Genomic DNA, 19,857 nt, shown 5'->3' on the forward strand with positions numbered 1-19,857 from the left:
TTTGCCGCCGCCTTGAATCCACAGCGTCTTCTTGATATCCTTTTTGGATAATTTCAAATGCTGTTGCCCTGTCATAGGGAGGAGGGATGGTTGTCCCGTCCCTGTTTCTATGCTATACTGTTCTTATTTTCAATCGCTTTTCGCATCTAAAAAAATTTGAAAGGTGGCAGGAGGGGTAACATGCGGGTTTTGATCGTGGAGGACGAACGCAGGCTGGCGGATGCGCTCTGCCAGATCATGAAGGGACAGAAATACGGGGTGGACGCGGTTTATGATGGGCAGGATGGGTTTGACTATGCCATGAGCGGTCAATACGATGTCGTGGTGCTCGACGTAATGCTCCCCCGCAAAAACGGGTTCGAGGTGGTCCGGGCGCTGCGTGCACAAAACAACCCGATCCCGGTGCTCCTGCTCACCGCCCGGGAGGAGATTGCCGACAAGGTGACCGGCCTCGACTGCGGTGCGGACGACTACATGACCAAACCATTCTCCCCCGAAGAGCTGCTCGCCCGGGTGCGTGCACTCTCCCGGCGGCAGGGAGAGGTGCAGTTGGAGGAGCTGCGGTTTGACGACCTCTGCCTGGGCCTTTCGACCCGTTCCCTCTCCCGCCGGGAAAAAGCGGTAACCCTCGGCTTTAAAGAGTTCGAGGTCCTGCGGATCCTGCTCTCCAACCCGAAGCGGATCGTCCCGAAGGAGGACCTGCTGACCAGGGTCTGGGGCACCGATTCGGATGCTGAGGACAACAACGTGGAAGCCTACATCTCGTTTCTGCGCAAAAAATTAGCCTACCTCGGCTCCCGTGTCGGTATCGGCACAGTACGCAAGGTAGGGTATCGACTGGAGATCGCACAGCTATGATCCATAAACTGCGCAAAAAATTCATCTTGATCAATATGATGCTGGTAGGGGCTGTCCTGTTGGTGGTATTCTGCGCAGTCTGCCTTTCCACCCATCACCGCCTGCGTGAGGACAGCCTGAATGCCATGCGGCAGGCTGTCAGTTACCCGTTTGACGAGAAGTTCCCGCATCTTGAGATCGGTAGAAAGGAGCGGCGTTCGAAGGGCAAACCAATGCCGATGATGCCGGTTTTTGTCGTCGAGCTGGCTGGAGATGGCTCGGCCGCATCGGTCCGGGGAAAAAATGTCACCGTCGATCCGGATGCGGTTGCCGAACTGGTTGATGCAGCGCAGGCCGACGGTGCACGATCGGGGCGTCTGCCCTCCTATGGGCTGCGCTATCTCATCGCAGACAACCGGGACAGAACGCAGATTGCATTCGCAGACACTGGCAGTGAACGGCAGTCGATGCTCAATCTGCTGCTGACCTCGCTGGTAGTGGGTATCTGCGCGCTCGGGGCCTTTTTCGCAATCAGCGTTTATCTGGCACGATGGGCACTGCGTCCGGCCGAGCGCGCATGGCAACAGCAGCAGCAGTTTGTCGCCGACGCTTCCCATGAACTGAAAACCCCGCTCACCGTAATTCTGGCGAATATGGGAATCCTGCTTTCGGCACAGGACCAGATCGGCCCGGCGGAGATCAAATGGGTCGAAAATACACAAGCCGAAGCCCGGCGGATGAAACAACTGGTGGACGATCTGCTGTTCCTGGCCCGGGCGGATGGCGCCAAAAACAGGCTGGCCTTTTCCCGGTTCAGCCTGAGCGATGCGGTCTGGAGCGCACTGCTTCCGTTTGAAGCACTGGCGTTCGAGCAGGGGGTGGACCTGCAAAGCGAGATCGAACCAGACCTCTGGCTCACCGGACACGAGGGACAGATCCGCCAGCTTACCGCCATCCTGATTGACAATGCCTGCAAATATGCCGGAAAGCGCGGGACGGTTACCGTCACCCTGCGGCGCACAGGGGAGCAGCTTCTGCTTTCGGTACACAACACCGGCAGCCAGATCCCGGCGGATACGCTGCCCCACCTGTTCGAACGGTTCTACCGCGCTGACCCTTCCCGGGCGCGGGAACGGGGCGGCTACGGGTTGGGGCTGGCGATCGCGCAGACGATTGTGCAGTCCCATTGCGGCAGGATTTCGGTCGAAAGCAGCGCCGCGCAGGGCGGTACCTGTTTCACTGTCCAGCTTCCGCAGAATCCCCCGCGGAGCGGAATCAGAGAAACAACGTCAGGATTGGGACGGTAACCATCGAAAGTGCGGTGGTCAGGAAGATACACTTTGACCCGAAATAGGAGTCCGCGCCGTACTGTTCCGCGAGCAGCGCGGTGGTGGTTCCGACCGGCATCCCCGACATGACGGTCGCAACCGTCACAAGCATCGGGTCGAGCCGGAGCGCTTTCATGATACACATGACTGTCAACGGGATCAGCAGCAGCCGCACTGCCGCCAGGTAGCAGACACTCGGCTCGATCACCGTTTTAACGTCGATGTCCGCAAGGATTGCACCAATCACGATCATCGAGATCGGGGAGGTGCAGTTTCCGATATTCTGAATCACCGTGTCAAAGAGCGGCGGCAGGTGAAACTGGGTAATCGTCCGCAGCACCCCCAGCGCAATCGCGATAATTCCCGGGCTCAGCACCACGTTTTTGATCCGGGTTTTGAGATCGGCTTGGGTGAAGAGCGAGATACCTGCCGACCACATGAAAATCCGGTTCGGGATGATAAACACCGACGCATAAAACAGGGCCTTCTGTCCATAAGCCCCGGAGATGATCGTCATGCCTGCGAAGCTCGCGTTGGTAATCAGGGTCCCATACCGGAGAATACTGCTTTTCTCGTAAGGATACCTGCGGTAGAGCAGCTTTCCAAGCAGCATTGACCCGAAGCAGACGCCAAACGAGAGCAGGAGGATCTGGGATGCGTTTTTCGCCTCCTGCAAGGTGATGTCCTGGCCGAACGACTGGAAGATCAGGCATGGCAGCGCAATCCGGATAATCAGGTCAACAAGGCTCTGCCGCGACTGTGGGGTAATGATCCGCCGTTTGCGCGCATAAACCCCCACCAGCAGGTAGATCAGCAGGATCATCTGCGTATTGAGCATCGTAATAAAGTTTTCCATACTCTGCCCCCTCTTCTCTGTCTCAAACGGTTTGGTTCTACTGATGGAGCACACTCCGTTCCCGCCCCGACGCAAGAGCTGCATTACAGTCCGCATTCAGCCCAGCTGCACATTCCTCCGGTGTTACCCGGCCGGCCAGCAGGTCGGCAATATGGGGATAGAACACGCTGCGGACCGAATCGCTGGACCCCTGCCAGTTCGGGCTGTTGTTCATGAAATCCACCACATGGCTCGAATTGGCGGCAAAATCGCTCAGCATGGTGATCTGGCCCGCATATTTTTTCGACACGGTCTTGCTCATGGGAATGTTCCCCGCAGAAAGCTCCAACCACTCGGGTGTTTCATAAAGATAGCGAAGAAACGCTTTGGCGATCCGGATTTTGGCGTCGTCACCATTGTCGAATATCTCAAACCCATTGGGGAAAGAGGTGGCCACATCGCCCGGATAGTTGACAAAACCATAATTGCTCAGATCATCGTAGAGGCTTTTGTTTGCACCATTAAAGTTATACAATACCAGCTTTTTGGTCGAAAACAGCTCGCTGCAATCCTTCATCTCCAGATTTTCCGGATGCGGAGGATACCAGCCGCGTTCCACCCCGCTCTGAAGCCATGTCAAAGCCTGAACCGCTTCGGGGGATTCCAGATCAAAATTCCCGTCGGCATCAAAAATTTCGCTGCCAAATGCGCGGAGATAGGACATGATATGGGTATCCCCCTGGTTGTTTTTTCCGTACATCGCAAGCGGGTGGACGTCCTCGGGCAGGTTCGCGGCGAGCGTATCCAGAATCTCGGTCCACTCGTCCATCGTCCAGTTCTGGATTTCCGTCCCCTCTCCGCAATAGGAATCCAATCCGCAGGAACGAAAATATGCCTTATTGTAGATCAGGATGTTCTGCATCGTCAGAAACGGCATCATATAGGTGTTCCCGTTGGTCCTGCTGATGGTCCAAGCCGAATCGTAAATGTCGGCCCGGATGGCATCGGTAATCATGTCATCCAGCGGAACCACCCGCCCGGTATGGATATAACCCGCCATATTGAAATAACCTTCATACAGAATATCCGGCGCGTCCTCGGTGTCGAAGGTTTCGGTGATCGCTGAAACCTCGTCGGCAAGAGCGAACATCTTCACGTCGATCGTCACATTGGCATCCTCATACTGCGCGGCAAACGCCTGACCGACCCGTTCCAGAAACGCCTGTGTATTGGTAATCTCCGGGTTGCTGACGCAGTTCATCTCCTGAGCGGGTGCCTTCAGAATGATGGTCACATCCTGCTTTCCCTGTCCAGATGCCCCTTCAGGCCGCACGCCGGCCCCGCACCCGGACAGCAGGCAGACTGCTGCCGCAAAAAGGACGATGACCCTCCGCAACTCTCTCATTCCAGACGCCTCCCATCAGATTTTGGAACCAACATGTGAGGGAATGCCCGCGCTCCCTGCACTCAGCTTTTTCAACAGAACGCTGACATCAATGGGTTTGGCAAGGAAGTCGTTCATCCCGCTTTCAACAGCCCGATCCCGGTCCTCCTTAAAGGTGTTCGCGGTACAGGCAAATATAACAACCGTCTTGGCATCCGGCCTGTTCAAACTGCGGATCTCCATGGCGGCTGAACAACCGTCCAGAACCGGCATCTGCATATCCATCAGAATAATGTCAAATTCCCCTGTCTCGGAATCTGCAAACCGCTGTACAGCTTCCTGCCCATTTTCGGCATGAACCACTTCGAATCCTTCGTCCGACAGAATCTCCATCAGGATTTCAGCGTTCAGCTCGTTATCCTCCGCCATCAGGATTTTTACCGGTTTGCCGGGATATACGGCGTGCTCGTCGGCCGCCGCCTCATCGACGTGCGGGTCTGTATACTCTGCAATCTCGGATGGAAGCGAAACGGTGAAAACGGTCCCTACATTCAGTTCGCTTTCCACGCGGATATCCCCGCCCATTGCATCCACCAGCAGCTTGCTGATAGCCATGCCAAGCCCGGTCCCCTTCACGCTGTCGGAAGTCTTGTTGCGCTCCTGGCTGAACGCATCAAAAATCTTGTCGATAAACTCCCTGCTCATCCCAAGGCCCGTGTCCTGACAGCGATAGATTGTGGTCACATGCGTTTCATCCGTTTTTTCCTGGCTGACCGAAAGCGTAATGGAGCCGCCCTTTGGAGTAAATTTAGCGGCATTCCCCACAATATTCATCAGGACCTGTTTGATCCGGGTGCTGTCCCCCATGACACAAGGCTCCAGAACCTCCTGCTCGACGATAAACTGAACGCCGCGGCTCTCGATATTGTCCCGCTGCATCGACCAGATCGCATCGACCAGCATTTCCACCAGGAGCGGTTCGTTGATAAGGTCAACCTTGCCGGCCTGCAGCTTGGACATGTCCAACACATCGTTGACCAGCGAAAGCAGATAGTTCGCGGTGCTGTGGGATTTGCGCAGCCAGTCCTTGACCTGCTCCTCCTGGATCGGGTCGCCGATGCGGCTCATCATCAGATGGTTCAGACCGATCAATCCGTTGAGCGGCGTACGGATCTCATGGCTCATGTTGGAAAGGAACTCGCTCTGGGATTTTGCTCGTGCAACTGCCTGAACCGCCCTGTAATGGGATGCGGTCAGCGCCAGCAGCAAAAGCGTTGCCACCAGCATGACAACCGCCAGCATGACAACGCTGAGAATGGCAAACGCCTGACTTCTTTCCGTAAAGGCCCTGTTTTCCACAACCATCATGAAATACCAGTCGATGTTATCTTCAAAAGGGGTGAAATAAAGCAGCTTCCTGACCCCGTTGACATCCGTATAATGGAAACTGAACGTTTCGGAATTCTGCATCTTTTGGGCAACCTGTTCATTGCTCAGGTCTGCATGTGTGCCCGCAGACAGTATATTATAAAAATTATCCGCTTCATTCAGATAAAGGGTCTTTTGGATGCCAATAACATAGTCCCCCGATGTGCTGACCACCGTACAATAGCCGCGACGGACACCGTCTTTCAGAAAGCTGTCCAGAATGATATGGCGCTGGATGGTATTGATATCGCTCAGGCCGATCAGAGCGCGCATCTTGATTCCGTCGACCTCAAAGTTGTCCAGACCAATCCCGTACAGAACATATTCCCTTGACATCCCGGCCTCTTCCGCCTTGTCATCCCAGCGAGCCACAACCCGCTCTTCTTCATTAGAAAAATATGGAAGAAGATCAACCTGCCGGTTCATGGTGTCCTGTGCGGGATCATAGACCACATATTTGTCTGTATAGACTTTCCCGTCCTCCGCCAACAGATAAATATGAGAAAAATCACTGGTAGAGCACTCCAGATTCATACGGGTTTCCGCTTCAAGGATGGACTGGCAACGATAGGACGCAAACCGTTTCGCCATCCCTTCCAGTTCATCCCAGCTTGTCTCAATGAATGCTTCGATGCTCCGTTTATCGTGTTGGGACAGCTCGCTGATGGTATTCAGCATGTTATGGGTAACCATCTGGTTTAACTGGCTGATATAGACCGCCATTGTTATGCTGATGATAAAAAGACCCGCAACGATTTTCAAAACGAACGATACTTTTGAATTCGGCTTCATAGCTGCCCATACCACCTTGCATTCATCCGGATTCCCATGCCACCGCCAGACCATTGGCTGATGATTCCGCAGTAAGATCAACTTTGAACTCGCTCTGCCGGTTTTAGCCCTGATGTAACATATGCAGAATGCTGTAAAACGATACAGCGTCCTTCAAGGAAGGCAAAACGACAACAACGTTCTGCTTTTATTCATATAATTATAGCATAGCCAGGCTGGAAAGTCCATGTCTAAATTCGAGTGCGATCTTCTCAAGAAAATATAGAAAAATCTGTTGACATTTGCATAAAAATCCTGTATGATAAATAACGTTGTAAGGAAAGCAGCTTCTGACCGAATGGTTCCCCGGTGGGTGGACATGCAGGATTGCTTTTGTCTTTCAATCCGGCCCGGTAGTTCAGTTGGTTAGAACGCTAGCCTGTCACGCTAGAGGTCGTGGGTTCGAGCCCCATCCGGGTCGCCACTTTCTGTTGGAATTTTGTATTGCGGGTTTAGCTCATTTGGTAGAGCGCCACCTTGCCAAGGTGGAGGTAGCGAGTTCGAGCCTCGTAACCCGCTCCAGAAAAACTGGTATGTATTGCATATCAGTTTTTTTATTTTCTGTAAGCATCTGCGGTCCGATCAGATAACGCCAAATAGGCCGAAACTGCAGGAGGCGATTTTGATGGATTTTTTAACACAGATACAAGAATACCGACCCTGCTGTGAGCAGGAAACGATTGACCGGGAACGTATCCTCTCGCTGGCGAAGTGGTTTTCAGAAATGATCCTGACCCGGGACTGTGAGCTTGCACACATCACCGGCTCAGGGATGATTTTCAATCCCAAACGAGACCATGTTCTGATGGTTTATCATAACCTCTATAAAAGCTGGTCCTGGACAGGCGGCCATGCAGATGGTGAGCCGGACCAGCTTTCCGTTGCCCTACGGGAGGCCAAAGAGGAAACCGGCGTTCATGGGATACGTGCTCTGGATACCGGCATTGCAGCGCTTGACCTGCTGTCGGTCCCTGGACACTATAGACACGGGCAGTATGTTTCTGCGCATCTTCACCTTTCAGTCTCCTACCTGCTCGAGGCGGATGACAGCCAGCCGCTCACGGTCAGGCCCGAAGAGAACAGCGGCGTGCAGTGGATCCCAATCGACCATCTGGAGGAATTTTGCAGCGAACCGGCGATGCTCCCGATCTATCAGAAACTGATTCGAAAGGCGGTGGAACTCTGATGGAGCTTCAGGAGATCGTCCGCCCTCTGATCGAGTGGTATCAGGCCAACAAGCGGGATCTTCCATGGCGGCGGGAGGCCACCCCCTACCGGGTCTGGATTTCCGAAATCATGCTGCAACAAACCCGTGTGGAGGCCGTCAAAGGATATTTCACACGGTTTATCGAAGCCCTGCCGGACGTCCAGTCTCTGGCCAGCTGCTCCGAGCAGCAGCTTTTAAAGCTCTGGGAAGGGCTTGGCTATTATAACCGCGCCCGCAACCTGCAGAAGGCAGCACAGGTCCTTGTTGCGCAGTATGGCGGACAGCTGCCCGCCGATTATGACGCACTTCTTTCCCTGCCGGGAATCGGCCCCTATACGGCGGGAGCGATCGCTTCCATCTCCTATGGGATCGCACAGCCGGCGGTGGACGGAAACGTATTGCGTGTGATCTCTCGGATCACCGCGAGCCATGCGGACATTTCCGACCCGGCAACCCGCATCTTGGTTGGAGATGAGTTGCGAAAGGTGATGCCTGTACTGGAGCCGGGGACGTTTAATCAGAGTCTGATGGAACTGGGCGCAACCGTCTGTGTCCCGAACGGGATGCCGGATTGTAAAAATTGCCCGGTATACAGGCTGTGCGAAGGCAGGAAACAGGGGGTTGCGCCCGACCTGCCGGTCAAAACTGCGAAAAAGCCCCGCAAACTGGAACATCGCACGATTTTGCTTCTGGTACGGGACCATCGGATTGCGCTCCGGCGGCGGCCTCCCAAAGGGCTGTTGGCAGGTCTATGGGAACTTCCTTCCTTATCTGGAGAGGCCGGACAGGCCGAAGCGGTTGCGGCTGTGCGCGGCTGGGGGCTGGAACCACTCCGGGTCCAGCCGCTCGGGAAAGCCAGGCATATCTTCACACATGTTGAATGGTGGATGACCGGGCTGAGGATCACCGTCGAAGAAGCCTCGCCCAGTGAGGAACTGGTGTGGGCAGGGCCGGATCAGCTCCGGGAGGAATACCCCCTGCCCTCCGCCTTTCGCGCTTATCTTCCGGCTGTGGAAGCGTAGGGGGTTTGTTTCACATCCAGGAAGCCCTGCCAATACCTGCCGCGCATATCCCGGCGGAAAATCTGCACGTTTCAGTTGATGTTGCAAGCTCCTAAAGTTTGTTTCAATTTTTCAAACAGCCTCTGATGCAACCGGTCGATCAGGAAATTTTATCCTGTCCAGCCGGTTGTTTCTATTTTTAAAATGGGCTTTTGGGAGCATCCTAACTCTGAGGTGATTTTTATGGAAAAGAAAAAAAGACAGCAGCCAGATGTTCCCGAAATCAGCGACTCGCTCCGCCTGAACCCTGAAAAGCGTGTCTGCCCCGCTTTCGATGATGTGACCATCGCAAAATTCACCGTCGGTTCTCCCGAAAAGATGGGAATGCGGGTGCTGGACAACTTCTGTGAAGAGCACATCATGTAATCCCCTGTTCCGGAAAAAGCCGCCTGTCTGGCGGTTTTTTCATCTCTCAAAAAAATCCCCCTGCCGCCCGTATGCCTTGACAGATCACCGTCTATACTATATAGGCAATGCAGGCCTTTCTGCCTGCACCCAACCCTTGGTGGACTGCTTGAAACATCAAACGCCCGCCTTTTTCAACAGGAAGCGGTGTCCGCTGTGAAAAATCCGCCTCGTTCCTCCCTTTTCAAACAACCTCCCAAAAAATCTGTAACAGACTTATTCTATCCAAGAGGTGAACACGATATGACAATACGACAGCCTGACGGCCTCCAGACCCTTCTGGAACACAACATCAAGGCCAACCATTATTTTTACTCACTGCCCACCTATCTGCGGGATCTTGTCTGCCGCAGCCACGAAACAATACGCACCGAAACCGAACTGCATCAGTATGCGGACGACATCCAGCGCGGCCTGCACGAATAGGTTGGATTTCCCCGGTATCGGAACCCTCTCCTCTGCCGATACTAGAATCGAAGCAGTTGAAAAGAGCCACCCTGTTTCTTTTCAAACCCGCGGCGAAACAGCCGCGAGGGAGCTGCTGTAAACAGCTCTGCTTCGGATAACGCGGGCAGCAGGCGCGCCCCATGCGTTTGCAGGCTTTTGCCCGCCGCTTAACAAAGAACCCGTATTCACAACCATTCGACACCGTCTGAGCGGGTCTTTTGCCGGCCTGCCGCGTTGAAAAATCTTGCAATACACAAAGTATTGTCTGCGTTTTTTCGCCTTGCAGGGCAGCAAAATCCCTCGCCCATCCGGCATCCTCTGATTATGAATACAGGTTCAAAGACTTATTTTTAAGTATGCCGACTATAAACCTACACCCGAACTGCCCAGTGCAGCTTTTGGGCACAGTCCAAAACGAGGTGATTGAGATGTCTGAAAAACGGCACTATGCGAAAAACCTGAACGCCCTTCTAAGCTCGAGCGAATCCGCCAAGACCTATTTTATGGCGCTCCCGGACTATGTCCAGGGGATGATCCAGCAGCGCACCTGCGACGTTCACAGTATGGACGAGCTGAGACGATATGCGGAAACCATGCTGGGCAGCCAATAAGCAGGATGCCAGCAACGGAATTGCCTCTGGAAAAGATTGAAAATGCCCCTGAAATCTGCTATGATAAATCCAGAGAGCAGAAAGGGGGCATTTTTCATGTCTATTTTGGAATGGATCATTCTGGGAGTCATTTTTCTGGTCGGAATTGCGGCTTGCATCTTTGTAGAGTACCTCAAAAGGCAGGGCCATCAGCTTCCGGGAAGCATGTGTTCCGGCTGCCCCAATACGGCAACCGTTGATACCAAGCCCGAGCGGCCTAAAATCCGGGAACACGAGCATCCGGACATCATGCTCTAAGCCCTGGCCCGGCCGGTCCGGCGGGCAGGTTTCAAAACTGCTCCCGCCTGCGCTGGCGGCGCAGATTGGAACGCCTTTGTCCCGCCTCCCACTCCGCACGCTCTTCCTCTGTCTCAAGAATCAGGCCCGGGACAGTGGTGGGGCGTTCGTTTTCGTCGAGTGCAACCATAACGAAATACGCCTGATTCACAAGGTTTTTCACACCGTCGATCTGTTCGACAAAGGTATCCACCCGCACCTCCATCGAGGTATTGCCCACATAGGTGACCTGCCCGATCAGCACCACAAGGTCCTCGATGTGCGCTGCGGCTTTGAAATGCAGATTGTCCACCGAGACAGTGGTAATCGTCCTGTTTGCATGGCGGCGCGCGCAGACCGCCGCTACCACATCAATCCACTGCATGAGCTGTCCGCCAAACAGCCGCCCATAGCCGTTGATGTGCGCAGGCATAACAATCTGTATCTGTTCGGTGCGGGATTCCGACACCCGCTTTTCCCTTCTTTGCATGGAATCTCCCCTTTCATTCTTCCCCGGATTTTCCACGCCGGGAAACCCGGTATCAACAGGATCCTTCAAAAGGATGCAGATAAGGAGGTCTTTTGATGAACATACAAGGCATTGTCCGGGCATTCCGGCCGGAGGATCTCGACCAGGCTGCGGAAATCTGGCTGGCGGCGAACACCGGCGCCCATGCATTCCTGCCGGCAGAGGTCTGGCAGGAGCATCTGCCGGACCTGCGGGAGTCACTCGTACAGGCAACGGTTTTTGTCTGCGAGCGCGAAGGGCGGCTCTGCGGGTTCATCGGCCTGCAGGGCAGCTACATTGCGGGGCTGTTTGTGGACCCCAAACTACAGGGTCAGGGGATCGGAAGCCTGCTTTTGTCCGACTGTCAAAAACGCTTCGACTGTCTTTCGCTCGATGTCTTTGCCGAAAATCCGCGTGCAAAGCGGTTTTATGAGCGGCATGGTTTTTCCGCAGGGGAACCGAAACCGAGCGGGTTCCCTCCCCACCTAGAGCATCGGATGGAATGGCAAAAAAATGCATAAGTCCAAACGCGGGCAGGAGGGACAGAAGAACGTAACCGCTTCTGCCCCTCCTGTTCCCGGTTCGGACCGCGTACCGTTTTATGGTCTTGTCTTGACCTCTGCCGCGAGGATTTCCTCTTTCCGTTCCAGCAGGCCATCACTGAACAGGGCAGCCTCCATCTTATCCGCCCCGATTCGGTCGATCGCTGCGCCAAGCCGCTCTTTCTGATAGGCGTTTTCCTTAAACCAGAGCATCGTTTTTTCCAACAGAGGGAAAATTTCGTCCTGTGTTACCAGCCGGGAAAGCGGGGTTCCCATCCGGGTATGTTTGCCCCAGGTCCCGCCGACAAAAATCTGGTATTCGACCGGCCCATTCTCCGCAATCGCCTTAAACGGGCATTTTCCGGTGCAAACGCCGCAGGTCTTGCAAACCTTCTCGTCAATCTCCATCTTGTCCCCTACCAGCTTCGCGGCTTTGACCGGGCAATGCTTCTCGATCTGGCAGACCTTGCATCCGCGGCATTTGTCCCTGTCGTACTGTGGGACGCGGTGCCCTTCCACGCCAAAATCGTTCAAGCTCGGTTTCATACAGCTGTTCGGGCATCCTCCAACCGCAATTTTAAACTTGTGCGGCAGTTTGACATCCTTCCAGCCGATGTAATACCGGTCATGGATTTCTTTTGCCATTGCCTGGGTGTCAAAGTTGCCATAGATGCAGGTGGTCCCCTTACAGGCCGTCACCGGGCGGATTTTCGCCCCGGTACCGCCAAACGAAAGCCCCGCCTGCGCCGCAAATTCCCGCGCCGGCTCGATCTGGTCAAACGGGATACCGATCAGCTCCGCAGTGAGGCGGCTGGTCATCACCACCTTGCCGCTGCCAAAACGCCGCGCACATTCTGCAATCGCGGTCAGCTCGTCCGCTGTAAACACCCCAGCCGCCGGGACGATGCGTCCGGAAAAATTTTCGGTCCCCCGGTTGAGCAGGAAGCCCATCCCCTTGACCCGTGTGATCTCCTGTCCTGTCAGTTTTGCCATTGCGAATCCCCACTTTCTGGTTACTATGATGTTTCATGGAAATCCAAACGATCGGACCTCCTTGCTGTGAGTCCGTTTTGCTGCTCTGAATAGTATATCACAATTTATGCCATAAATACAACCAGATGGGACAGAAGAATCCACGATCTGTACAAAACCTTTCCCGGTTCAGAGCCTGATCTTCTGGAAAAATCCGCGGATGATGTCACAGGAATGGTTCATCTTTTCCAGCTCCTGATCGGTGAGGGAAACCGCAAGCACATGCTGGACCCCCTCCCGGTTGATGATGCAGGGCACCCCCACATAGACGTCTTTCTGTCCATACTTTGTCCTGAGCAGATTGGATGCGGTGAGTACGCTGTTTTCATCCCCGAAGATCGCACGTACGATCCGCACCATCGACATACCGATCCCGTAATAGGTCGACTGCTTCGCGGCAATGATCTTCTGCGCGGCATTTTTCACATCCTCCGCAATCTGTTCAAGATCGGCCATCCGGTAACGCCCCGGCTCCTCCTGGCAGAACTGAAGGACCGGTTTGGTCGCAATCAGTGCCTGTGACCACGGGACAAATTCGCTGTCCCCATGCTCCCCCATGACATAGGCATGGATATTGCGCGGGTCAATCGAGAAATAGCCGCCGAGCATATACCGTAGACGGGCGGTATCGAGGGTGGTTCCGGTGCCGATCACCCGGTGCGGGTCAAAACCGGACAGCTTCAGAGCGACATGGGTCATGATATCCACCGGATTGGTCGCAATCAGGAAGATTCCCTTGAATCCGGAGTCCACCACCGGCTTCACGATCGACTGGAATACCGCTGTATTCCGCTGGAGCAGGTCGGTGCGGGACTCACCCGGCTTCTGTGCCACCCCCGCGCTGACCGCTACAATATCTGCATCTTTACAGTCGGAGTAATCTCCTGCCCAGATTTTCATGTGCGAGCCGGAAAATGCAAGGCCGTGGTTCAGGTCCATCGCTTCCCCCTCCGCGCGCTGGCGGTCGATGTCTACCAGGACCAGCTCATTGCAGATGTTCTGGTTCATGAGTGCATACGCAAAGCTCATGCCCACCAAACCTGTCCCAACCAGTACCACCTTTCGTTTATCCGCTGTCTTCATGTTTCTCCTCCCTCATTCCAGTTTGAATCTGTGCTTAAAAACCCTGCAAAACCGGTTCTTAGCGCCTGTCCTGCATCTAAAGTTTTACTCGATTTTTTTGCTCCGGCCTAAGAGCCGTTTCTTCGCAACGGCTGCGCTCCGAAACACTCGCTGCGGCTCGTAGTACGGCGGCAGTGAGGCAGCGTCAGTTTGGTTCCAGGCCAAACCGACAGGCGCAAAGCGCCTTCCCCGGCACCGAAGCGCGCAAAGCGCGACGCCCCTGCTGGCTGTCTTGCGTGTTAGGGGTCAGCGACCCCTCCCCGCAGGCCCCACCCCGGCAAGCCGGGCTGATTTCTTCTTTTTCTCAATTTAAAGTTTTACTCCATTTTTTTCAAAAAATTGCGGGGCCGAGGGGCAGTGAGGCAACGGAAGTTTGGGTTCCAGCCCAAACTTCCGGGGCGCAAGCGCCCTTCTTCGGGGGTCTTCTCGGATCTGCGGTCCGAAGCGCGGCATCCGCCGCGACGCCCCCTCAGTTTGCCTTACGGGCGAGGGGTCGGTGACCCCTCCCCGCAGGCCCCTCCCTTCCGGGCCGGGTACCGCTTTTTTCCCAAAACCAAAGTTTTATTCAACTCTTTTGCTTTAGCAAGAGCCTGCCCAAAACGAAAGTTTTACTCAATTTTTTTCAAAAAATTGCGGGGTCGAGGGGCAGAGCCCTCGACGCGCTCCGCACTGCGAGCCGCAGCGAAGCGTTTCGAGCGCAACCCGCCGAAGGCGGGCTCTTGGCGCGAGATGAGCGCGGAACGCTTTATCCGGAGAAGCGTATTTTTCGGGTGAATTGCCGCAAAGCGGCAAGAGGGGGCTTTTTGCAAGTGAAAAAGCCCCCTTGCATAAATAAAATACCGGACAGGTTCTTAGTGTTTCGCGCCGCCCTCCGCTTTATGCAGAGGACAGCGCGATTCTTTCCGGAAGCCTCCGCAGAAACTTCCTGTTCTGTTTCAGATACGCCATTCAACAGCGTCTTCCAACTTTTTACGAGGTCTGGCCTGGGGCGATTCCGCCGCATACCCGACCGCCATCGCCGCAGCCAGCTCCCCCTCGGCGCCCAGCCAGCCCATCAGTTCTTCCTGCGCGAAATAGGTGTCGCAGATCCACAGGCTGCCCAACCCCAGATCAAAAGCTGTGAGCGACATATTTTCGAGGGCGGCGCCGATCGACTGCGCATTGCACAGCTCATAGACCCGCTCTTCCACTGTCAGGGACCGGTTCATCCCGATCCCCAGCGGATTCACCACAAAGATGACGACCGGAGCCTGTTCCATAATCCGCAGTGTATGCCTGGCGGCTTCGAGGTGCTGCGCACTCTGGGGGAGGAGCGGCTGCTTTTTCTCCCGCTCCAATCCACGCTCCATCGCCGCAAGGGACTGCGCCTTGGCACGCCCCTCTGCCACGATAAACCTCCAGGGCTGACGGTTTTTAGAGGAAGGCGCGAGCATACCTGCCCGAAGGATTTCCTCCACCATCTGCCGTTTTACCGGGGTGTCTCTGTATTTCCGGATGCTTCTTCTATCGGTTATCGCTGGCAGCACAGCGCGCTCTCCCCCTTACTTTTTCTCAAACTCCCGGTTGAGCAGGACTACAACTCCCGAGAGCGCAAGCAGGCCAAGCAGGTTCGGAATGACCATGAGCCCGTTGAACAGGTCGGACAGCTCCCATACAAGGTTCACCTTGAGCGCGGAACCAACGATCACAAAAACGACCACCAGTGCGGCATAGAGCTTTACCGCTTTGGGTCCAAACAGATAGCGGACATTCTGTTCGCCAAAGAAATACCAGCCAACGATGGTGGAAAAGGCGAAGAAGAGCATACTGAACGCGATAAACATATTCCCGATATTCCCATAGAACTGGGTGAACGCCGACTGCGCCAGCTCAACGCCGATCAGGCCGTTGTCGTATACGCCGGTGATAATGACCGTGAGGGCGGTCATGGTCAGGACGATGAACGTGTCGATGAACACACCCATCATCGCTGCCAGCCCCTGTTCACAGGGATGGTTCACCTTTGCCATCGCGTGTGCATGGGGAGTCGAACCCATACCAGCCTCATTCGAGAACAGACCGCGTGCCACACCATAACTAACCGCTTTCTTTACGGTGATACCGACCAACCCGCCGGCCGCAGCGGTCGGGTTGAATGCGCCGACAAAGATCAGCTTGAACGCATGGCCAAGATTTCCGATGTTTCCAAAGATGATGATGAGCGAGGTGATGATATAGAAGATCGCCATGATCGGGACCACCTTCTCGGTAACCGAAGCAATCCGCTTAACCCCGCCGAGGAAGATAAACGCCGCCGCCACTGCAACCACTGTGCCGACCACCAGTTTGTTCCATCCAAAAGCGGTTTCAAACGCGGCGCTGATCGAGTTGGATTGCACCATGTTGCCCATAAATCCAAGCGCAAGGATGATGAACACCGAGAACGCCGCGGCAAGCACCTTACCAAAAGTCCCCTGAAAGGCTTCCTTAATATAGTAAACCGGGCCGCCGGTGACATGGCCGTCTATGTAGGTCTTGTATTTCTGGGCCAGGGTTGCCTCTCCATAGATCGTCGCCATTCCAAAAAATGCCGAAAGCCACATCCAGAAGATCGCGCCCGGTCCGCCCGAAACGATTGCACTCGCCGCACCCGCGATATTCCCGGTGCCGACCTGTGCCGCAACCGCTGTCGCCAGCGACTGGAACGAACTCATCCCCTCCTTGTCAGCCTTTGTGCCAAACAGTTTAATATTTCCAAATACTGCCTTAAACGCAGCGGGGAACCTGCGAATCTGTACAAAATTCAACCGGATGGTGAAATAGATTCCGGTGCCGCAGAGCAGAAGCGGAAGAATGATGTCCCATAGATAGCCTTTTACCCCTGTAACGAGTTCCAGAACCATAGTAGTGCCTCCTCTTTTTTCTCGCAACAAATTTTCCTGCCAGATGAATTTGTCACTTTGACATTTTAATCTGTCAAATTTTTAACTTCATCATCATAACACAAAACCAACTTGCACACAATGCATCCGCTTATTTTTTCCAGATCCTCCACAAATTTTTCTCATGGACAAGCGATCTTTGTACGATTTTCTAAACCAGAAAACGGCTCCTTTGGAAATTTTTCTGCGGATCAAGGAGGTACACCTGTATTTTCCCCGCTTACCGGGACCTGCCGCCGCGCGGACGGTTTTGCGTCCGGCCCCGCGCAGAGGGCGGTTTTTTCTGCATTTTTTTCTCTGCCTGCGGCTGTTTTTTCTGCTTGTCAGCCACAGAGTCCTGCTGCACTGCTCTGGGCGGGCGCGGCTGTTTGGGCGGGATTTCAAAAACCTGCATCGGATAAGGATGTTCTTCCACCACTGGGATCGGCTTGCGGGTCAGCTTTTCGATCCCGGCAAGGCTCTCTTTTTCCGCGAAGCAGCAGAAAGAAACCGCTGTTCCCCTCTGTCCGGCGCGCCCGGTACGCCCGATCCGGTGCACATAGGTCTCCGGTATGTTCGGCAGGTCGTAGTTAAAGACATAAGGCAGCTCTTCGATGTCGATTCCGCGGGCGGCAATGTCGGTTGCGACCAATACCCGGATTTCCCCCGCTTTAAAGGCGTTGAGCGCGGTCTGGCGGGAGTTCTGGCTTTTATCTCCATGGATCGCCCTCGCGGGGATCTTTGCTTTGGCCAGCTCCCGCACCACCCGATCAGCGCCATGTTTTGTAAAGGTAAACACCAGCGCGGACGGGATCTGCTCGGTCTGGAGCAGGTGGATCAGCAGCCGCCTTTTATTCGCTTTATCCACAAAATAGAGCTTCTGTTCGATCACATCAACCGCCGACGAAACTGGTGTGACTGCCACCCGGACAGGATCGGTGAGGATTTTTTCGCACAGTTTGAGAATACTGTCCGGCATGGTTGCCGAGAAAAAGAGGGTTTGGCGTGCGGACGGCAGTTTTCGGATGATGCGCTCCACATCCCGGATAAACCCCATATCAAGCATCCGGTCCGCCTCATCGAGCACCAGGGTTTCCACCCGATTCAGCTGAACATACCCCTGCCCAATCAGATCGTTCAGCCGTCCGGGTGTTGCGACAAGGATGTCCACCCCGCGCTGCAGCGCATCTACCTGCGGGTTCTGGGATACGCCGCCAAAAATCACCTCTGTTCGCAGCCGCAGATAGCGTCCGTATGCCCGGAAATTTTCCGCAACCTGTAAGGCCAGTTCCCGGGTGGGGGTCAGAACGAGCGCCCGAATCGGCCGCTGGCGTCCCTGGGGTCCCGCGAGCGTGAGACGCTGCAAAATCGGGATGGCAAATGCAGCCGTTTTTCCGGTGCCTGTCTGAGCGCAGCCAAGCAGATCCCGCCCATCAAGCGCAGGTGGGATCGCCTTCCGCTGAATCGGTGACGGTTCGAAATAGCCCTCTTCCCGCACTGCGCGCAGAATGGGCTGAATCAGTTCCAGTTCTTCAAATTCCATAAATGTCTGTTCGGTCCTTTGCCTGTAAAATCAATCGTTTGTATTGACAGTATAGCACACTTTATGCAACTTGACAATTCTTTTTTTGATTGCAAAGTCTGCCTCCACAGGCAAGGGCCTCGATGCAGGCGGCTGCGCCCCGTCGTGCATTGCCTGTGCAGGCGTTCAGTTCAACTGTTCCAACAGGCGGTTATAGAGGCACCGATGGCGGGCGGCATTGTGCTCGAACCGGGACTTCAGCTGTGGATCGCTGGCTAGACGTGCATAGTGGGTGTATCTCTTGATCTGTACCTGCTCCTCGTCGAGCTGCGCCTCGATGATCGCGAGCTGTTTTGCTGTCAGGGACATGAAAAACCTCCTTTGTAACGGGTTACTTCCAGTAGTATCCCGTACAAAAGAGGTTTCTATACATCTGCCAAGAGGCGGTTCAATGTTTATGAATCGACGACGCGATAAACCCGTCATACAGCTTATCAATATACTGGAACGACCGCCCAGTACCGATCGCAACGCACTCAACCGGATTCTCCGCCAGATGAACCGGCATCTTGAGATGCTTGCTGAGATATTTTCCAAGGCCATGCAGCAGAGCGCCGCCGCCGGTCATGACAAGGCCGTTTTCGTAAAGGTCTCCCACCAGCTCGGGCGGCGTTCTTTCGACCACCGCATGCACTGCGTCCCGGATCTCGGCAATACAGTCATGCACCACCGGATAAAGCTCTTTGCGTGAGATAATCTGCCGCACTGGAAGCCCGCTCACCAGATGCCGGCCCTTGACCTCAAAGATCTGGTTGTCCGCATCCTCATCCATGCTTGCAGCCCCAATCTTGAGCTGCTCCGCCATCCGTTCCCCGATCAACAGGTTATAGGCACTGCGCACATATTTCACAATCGCGCCATTCAGTTTATCCCCCGCGACCCTGATCGAATTCTTACAGACAATCCCGCTGAGTGAAAGCACCGCAATATCGCTGGTGCCGCCGCCGATGTCGAGGATAATATTCCCCTTCGGGCGGGTCAGTTCGATTCCTGCACCGATCGCCGCCGCAACCGGCTCTTCGATCAGATAGACGCTGCGTGCCCCGGCTGTGACCGCCGCATCGACCGCTGCCTGCGCTTCCACCGCGGTAATCAGCGAAGGCACACAGAGCGCAACCCGGGGTTTGAGCACTGTACCAGGGGAGGCTTTGCGCAGAAAATACTTGATCATCTCTTCGGTCATCTTGTAGTCGGAGATGACCCCTTCCTCCAGCGGGCGGATCGCTGTGATCTGTGCAGGGGTTTTCCCGAGCATCTCGTGTGCATCCTGTCCGACGCTCAAGACTTCGCCGGTGCGGCTGTTGACCGCGACAACAGACGGTTCCCGCAGAACGATCCCCCGGTCTCCAACATATACCAGAACAGTTGCTGTTCCGAGATCAATCCCAATATCTACCGATGCCATAAGCATTCTCCTGTCCGATTTTTCGATGTTTGATAGCCAAAAAACAGAAAACAACCGGATCCCATGCAAGCGAAAGA

Annotated in this window: 20 protein-coding genes and 2 tRNA genes; 11 read left to right on the forward strand and 11 right to left on the reverse strand. The window is 54.8% G+C overall.

The window, feature by feature from the left end:
* The first annotated feature begins 180 nt into the window (after positions 1–180).
* The gene (locus tag D5269_RS12705) at positions 181–858 is read left to right on the forward strand and encodes a response regulator transcription factor (RefSeq protein ID WP_016317144.1); all 678 of its coding nucleotides are present in this window, start codon (positions 181–183) and stop codon (positions 856–858) included.
* Entirely contained in the window at positions 855–2,144 is a 1,290-nt protein-coding gene (locus D5269_RS12710) for a HAMP domain-containing sensor histidine kinase (protein WP_120485891.1), read from the forward strand. Before D5269_RS12705 ends, D5269_RS12710 begins: the two co-directional genes overlap by 4 nt.
* On the opposite strand, the gene D5269_RS12715 is transcribed toward D5269_RS12710, so the two are convergent.
* Genes D5269_RS12715 through D5269_RS12725 form a run of 3 tightly spaced genes read right to left on the reverse strand, consistent with a single transcriptional unit; the run spans position 2,113 to position 6,604 of the window.
* Positions 2,113–3,021, reverse strand: coding sequence for an AEC family transporter (locus tag D5269_RS12715; protein ID WP_016317142.1), 909 nt, complete (start codon positions 3,019–3,021; stop codon positions 2,113–2,115). The two genes, D5269_RS12710 and D5269_RS12715, sit on opposite strands and share 32 nt — an antisense overlap.
* Before the next feature lie 37 nt (positions 3,022–3,058).
* On the reverse strand, positions 3,059–4,405 hold the full coding sequence (locus D5269_RS12720; protein WP_120485892.1) for an extracellular solute-binding protein: 1,347 nt from the start codon (positions 4,403–4,405) through the stop codon (positions 3,059–3,061).
* A gap of 15 nt (positions 4,406–4,420) precedes the next feature.
* A complete protein-coding gene (locus D5269_RS12725; RefSeq protein WP_120485906.1) occupies positions 4,421–6,604 on the reverse strand; it encodes an ATP-binding protein in 2,184 nt (727 codons plus the stop codon).
* Between the two features lie 386 nt (positions 6,605–6,990).
* On the opposite strand from D5269_RS12725, the gene D5269_RS12730 reads away from it, so the two are divergent.
* From D5269_RS12730 to D5269_RS12765, 8 genes are all read left to right on the forward strand, one after another.
* Positions 6,991–7,067 (forward strand) — tRNA-Asp (locus D5269_RS12730).
* Between the two features lie 22 nt (positions 7,068–7,089).
* Positions 7,090–7,165 (forward strand) — tRNA-Gly (locus D5269_RS12735).
* Between the two features lie 103 nt (positions 7,166–7,268).
* Positions 7,269–7,829, forward strand: a complete 561-nt coding sequence (locus tag D5269_RS12740) for an NUDIX domain-containing protein (RefSeq protein WP_120485893.1) — start codon at positions 7,269–7,271, stop codon at positions 7,827–7,829.
* Positions 7,829–8,872, forward strand: a complete 1,044-nt coding sequence (gene mutY, locus D5269_RS12745; RefSeq protein ID WP_120485894.1) for an A/G-specific adenine glycosylase — start codon at positions 7,829–7,831, stop codon at positions 8,870–8,872. The genes D5269_RS12740 and mutY overlap by 1 nt, the downstream gene beginning before the upstream one ends.
* A gap of 222 nt (positions 8,873–9,094) precedes the next feature.
* On the forward strand, positions 9,095–9,277 hold the full coding sequence (locus D5269_RS12750) for a hypothetical protein (protein WP_016317137.1): 183 nt from the start codon (positions 9,095–9,097) through the stop codon (positions 9,275–9,277).
* 282 nt (positions 9,278–9,559) lie between these two features.
* Positions 9,560–9,742 carry a hypothetical protein gene (locus D5269_RS12755; protein WP_120485895.1) on the forward strand — a complete coding sequence of 61 codons (183 nt, stop codon included), beginning with the start codon at positions 9,560–9,562 and terminating at the stop codon, positions 9,740–9,742.
* 449 nt (positions 9,743–10,191) lie between these two features.
* Positions 10,192–10,374 (forward strand): hypothetical protein, encoded by a 183-nt coding sequence (locus D5269_RS12760; RefSeq protein WP_022788564.1) that lies wholly within the window; start codon positions 10,192–10,194, stop codon positions 10,372–10,374.
* 96 nt (positions 10,375–10,470) lie between these two features.
* Complete coding sequence (locus tag D5269_RS12765) at positions 10,471–10,671, forward strand: hypothetical protein (RefSeq protein ID WP_016317134.1); 201 nt, start codon at positions 10,471–10,473, stop codon at positions 10,669–10,671.
* Positions 10,672–10,702: 31 nt separating this feature from the next.
* Here D5269_RS12765 and D5269_RS12770 read toward each other — a convergent pair whose 3' ends face one another.
* Entirely contained in the window at positions 10,703–11,179 is a 477-nt protein-coding gene (locus D5269_RS12770) for an acyl-CoA thioesterase (protein WP_120485907.1), read from the reverse strand.
* 95 nt (positions 11,180–11,274) lie between these two features.
* Between D5269_RS12770 and D5269_RS12775 the strand changes: the two genes are divergently transcribed.
* Positions 11,275–11,718, forward strand: a complete 444-nt coding sequence (locus D5269_RS12775; protein WP_120485897.1) for a GNAT family N-acetyltransferase — start codon at positions 11,275–11,277, stop codon at positions 11,716–11,718.
* Between the two features lie 78 nt (positions 11,719–11,796).
* Here D5269_RS12775 and D5269_RS12780 read toward each other — a convergent pair whose 3' ends face one another.
* From D5269_RS12780 to D5269_RS12810, 7 genes are all read right to left on the reverse strand, one after another.
* Positions 11,797–12,732 (reverse strand): hypothetical protein, encoded by a 936-nt coding sequence (locus D5269_RS12780; protein ID WP_016317131.1) that lies wholly within the window; start codon positions 12,730–12,732, stop codon positions 11,797–11,799.
* 168 nt (positions 12,733–12,900) lie between these two features.
* A complete protein-coding gene (locus D5269_RS12785) occupies positions 12,901–13,854 on the reverse strand; it encodes an L-lactate dehydrogenase (RefSeq protein WP_120485898.1) in 954 nt (317 codons plus the stop codon).
* Between the two features lie 974 nt (positions 13,855–14,828).
* A complete protein-coding gene (locus D5269_RS12790) occupies positions 14,829–15,419 on the reverse strand; it encodes a nitroreductase family protein (RefSeq protein ID WP_016317129.1) in 591 nt (196 codons plus the stop codon).
* Positions 15,420–15,434: 15 nt separating this feature from the next.
* Positions 15,435–16,775 carry a sodium:alanine symporter family protein gene (locus tag D5269_RS12795; RefSeq protein ID WP_120485900.1) on the reverse strand — a complete coding sequence of 447 codons (1,341 nt, stop codon included), beginning with the start codon at positions 16,773–16,775 and terminating at the stop codon, positions 15,435–15,437.
* Positions 16,776–17,034: 259 nt separating this feature from the next.
* Entirely contained in the window at positions 17,035–18,336 is a 1,302-nt protein-coding gene (locus D5269_RS12800) for a DEAD/DEAH box helicase (RefSeq protein ID WP_120485901.1), read from the reverse strand.
* 165 nt (positions 18,337–18,501) lie between these two features.
* Positions 18,502–18,684: a hypothetical protein gene (locus D5269_RS12805; protein WP_016317126.1), complete on the reverse strand. Its 183-nt coding sequence runs from the start codon at positions 18,682–18,684 to the stop codon at positions 18,502–18,504.
* A 79-nt stretch (positions 18,685–18,763) separates the two neighbouring features.
* Positions 18,764–19,780 (reverse strand): rod shape-determining protein, encoded by a 1,017-nt coding sequence (locus tag D5269_RS12810; RefSeq protein ID WP_016317125.1) that lies wholly within the window; start codon positions 19,778–19,780, stop codon positions 18,764–18,766.
* Positions 19,781–19,857: the final 77 nt, after the last annotated feature.

The sequence above is a fragment of the Anaerotruncus sp. 1XD42-93 genome (assembly GCF_009917605.1).
Taxonomy (GTDB): Bacteria; Bacillota; Clostridia; order Oscillospirales; family Ruminococcaceae; genus Anaerotruncus.

What these genes read in the sequence shown, in the direction of transcription:
- D5269_RS12765 (WP_016317134.1), top strand. Translation starts at nt 10,471, where the DNA reads ATGTCTATTTTGGAATGGATCATTCTGGGAGTCATTTTTCTGGTCGGA.
- D5269_RS12800 (WP_120485901.1), bottom strand. Translation starts at nt 18,336, where the DNA reads ATGGAATTTGAAGAACTGGAACTGATTCAGCCCATTCTGCGCGCAGTG.
- D5269_RS12755 (WP_120485895.1), top strand. Translation starts at nt 9,560, where the DNA reads ATGACAATACGACAGCCTGACGGCCTCCAGACCCTTCTGGAACACAAC.
- D5269_RS12810 (WP_016317125.1), bottom strand. Translation starts at nt 19,780, where the DNA reads ATGGCATCGGTAGATATTGGGATTGATCTCGGAACAGCAACTGTTCTG.
- D5269_RS12740 (WP_120485893.1), top strand. Translation starts at nt 7,269, where the DNA reads ATGGATTTTTTAACACAGATACAAGAATACCGACCCTGCTGTGAGCAG.
- D5269_RS12795 (WP_120485900.1), bottom strand. Translation starts at nt 16,775, where the DNA reads ATGGTTCTGGAACTCGTTACAGGGGTAAAAGGCTATCTATGGGACATC.
- D5269_RS12720 (WP_120485892.1), bottom strand. Translation starts at nt 4,405, where the DNA reads ATGAGAGAGTTGCGGAGGGTCATCGTCCTTTTTGCGGCAGCAGTCTGC.
- mutY (WP_120485894.1), top strand. Translation starts at nt 7,829, where the DNA reads ATGGAGCTTCAGGAGATCGTCCGCCCTCTGATCGAGTGGTATCAGGCC.
- D5269_RS12750 (WP_016317137.1), top strand. Translation starts at nt 9,095, where the DNA reads ATGGAAAAGAAAAAAAGACAGCAGCCAGATGTTCCCGAAATCAGCGAC.
- D5269_RS12725 (WP_120485906.1), bottom strand. Translation starts at nt 6,604, where the DNA reads ATGAAGCCGAATTCAAAAGTATCGTTCGTTTTGAAAATCGTTGCGGGT.
- D5269_RS12780 (WP_016317131.1), bottom strand. Translation starts at nt 12,732, where the DNA reads ATGGCAAAACTGACAGGACAGGAGATCACACGGGTCAAGGGGATGGGC.
- D5269_RS12715 (WP_016317142.1), bottom strand. Translation starts at nt 3,021, where the DNA reads ATGGAAAACTTTATTACGATGCTCAATACGCAGATGATCCTGCTGATC.
- D5269_RS12710 (WP_120485891.1), top strand. Translation starts at nt 855, where the DNA reads ATGATCCATAAACTGCGCAAAAAATTCATCTTGATCAATATGATGCTG.
- D5269_RS12770 (WP_120485907.1), bottom strand. Translation starts at nt 11,179, where the DNA reads ATGCAAAGAAGGGAAAAGCGGGTGTCGGAATCCCGCACCGAACAGATA.
- D5269_RS12705 (WP_016317144.1), top strand. Translation starts at nt 181, where the DNA reads ATGCGGGTTTTGATCGTGGAGGACGAACGCAGGCTGGCGGATGCGCTC.
- D5269_RS12775 (WP_120485897.1), top strand. Translation starts at nt 11,275, where the DNA reads ATGAACATACAAGGCATTGTCCGGGCATTCCGGCCGGAGGATCTCGAC.
- D5269_RS12805 (WP_016317126.1), bottom strand. Translation starts at nt 18,684, where the DNA reads ATGTCCCTGACAGCAAAACAGCTCGCGATCATCGAGGCGCAGCTCGAC.
- D5269_RS12785 (WP_120485898.1), bottom strand. Translation starts at nt 13,854, where the DNA reads ATGAAGACAGCGGATAAACGAAAGGTGGTACTGGTTGGGACAGGTTTG.
- D5269_RS12760 (WP_022788564.1), top strand. Translation starts at nt 10,192, where the DNA reads ATGTCTGAAAAACGGCACTATGCGAAAAACCTGAACGCCCTTCTAAGC.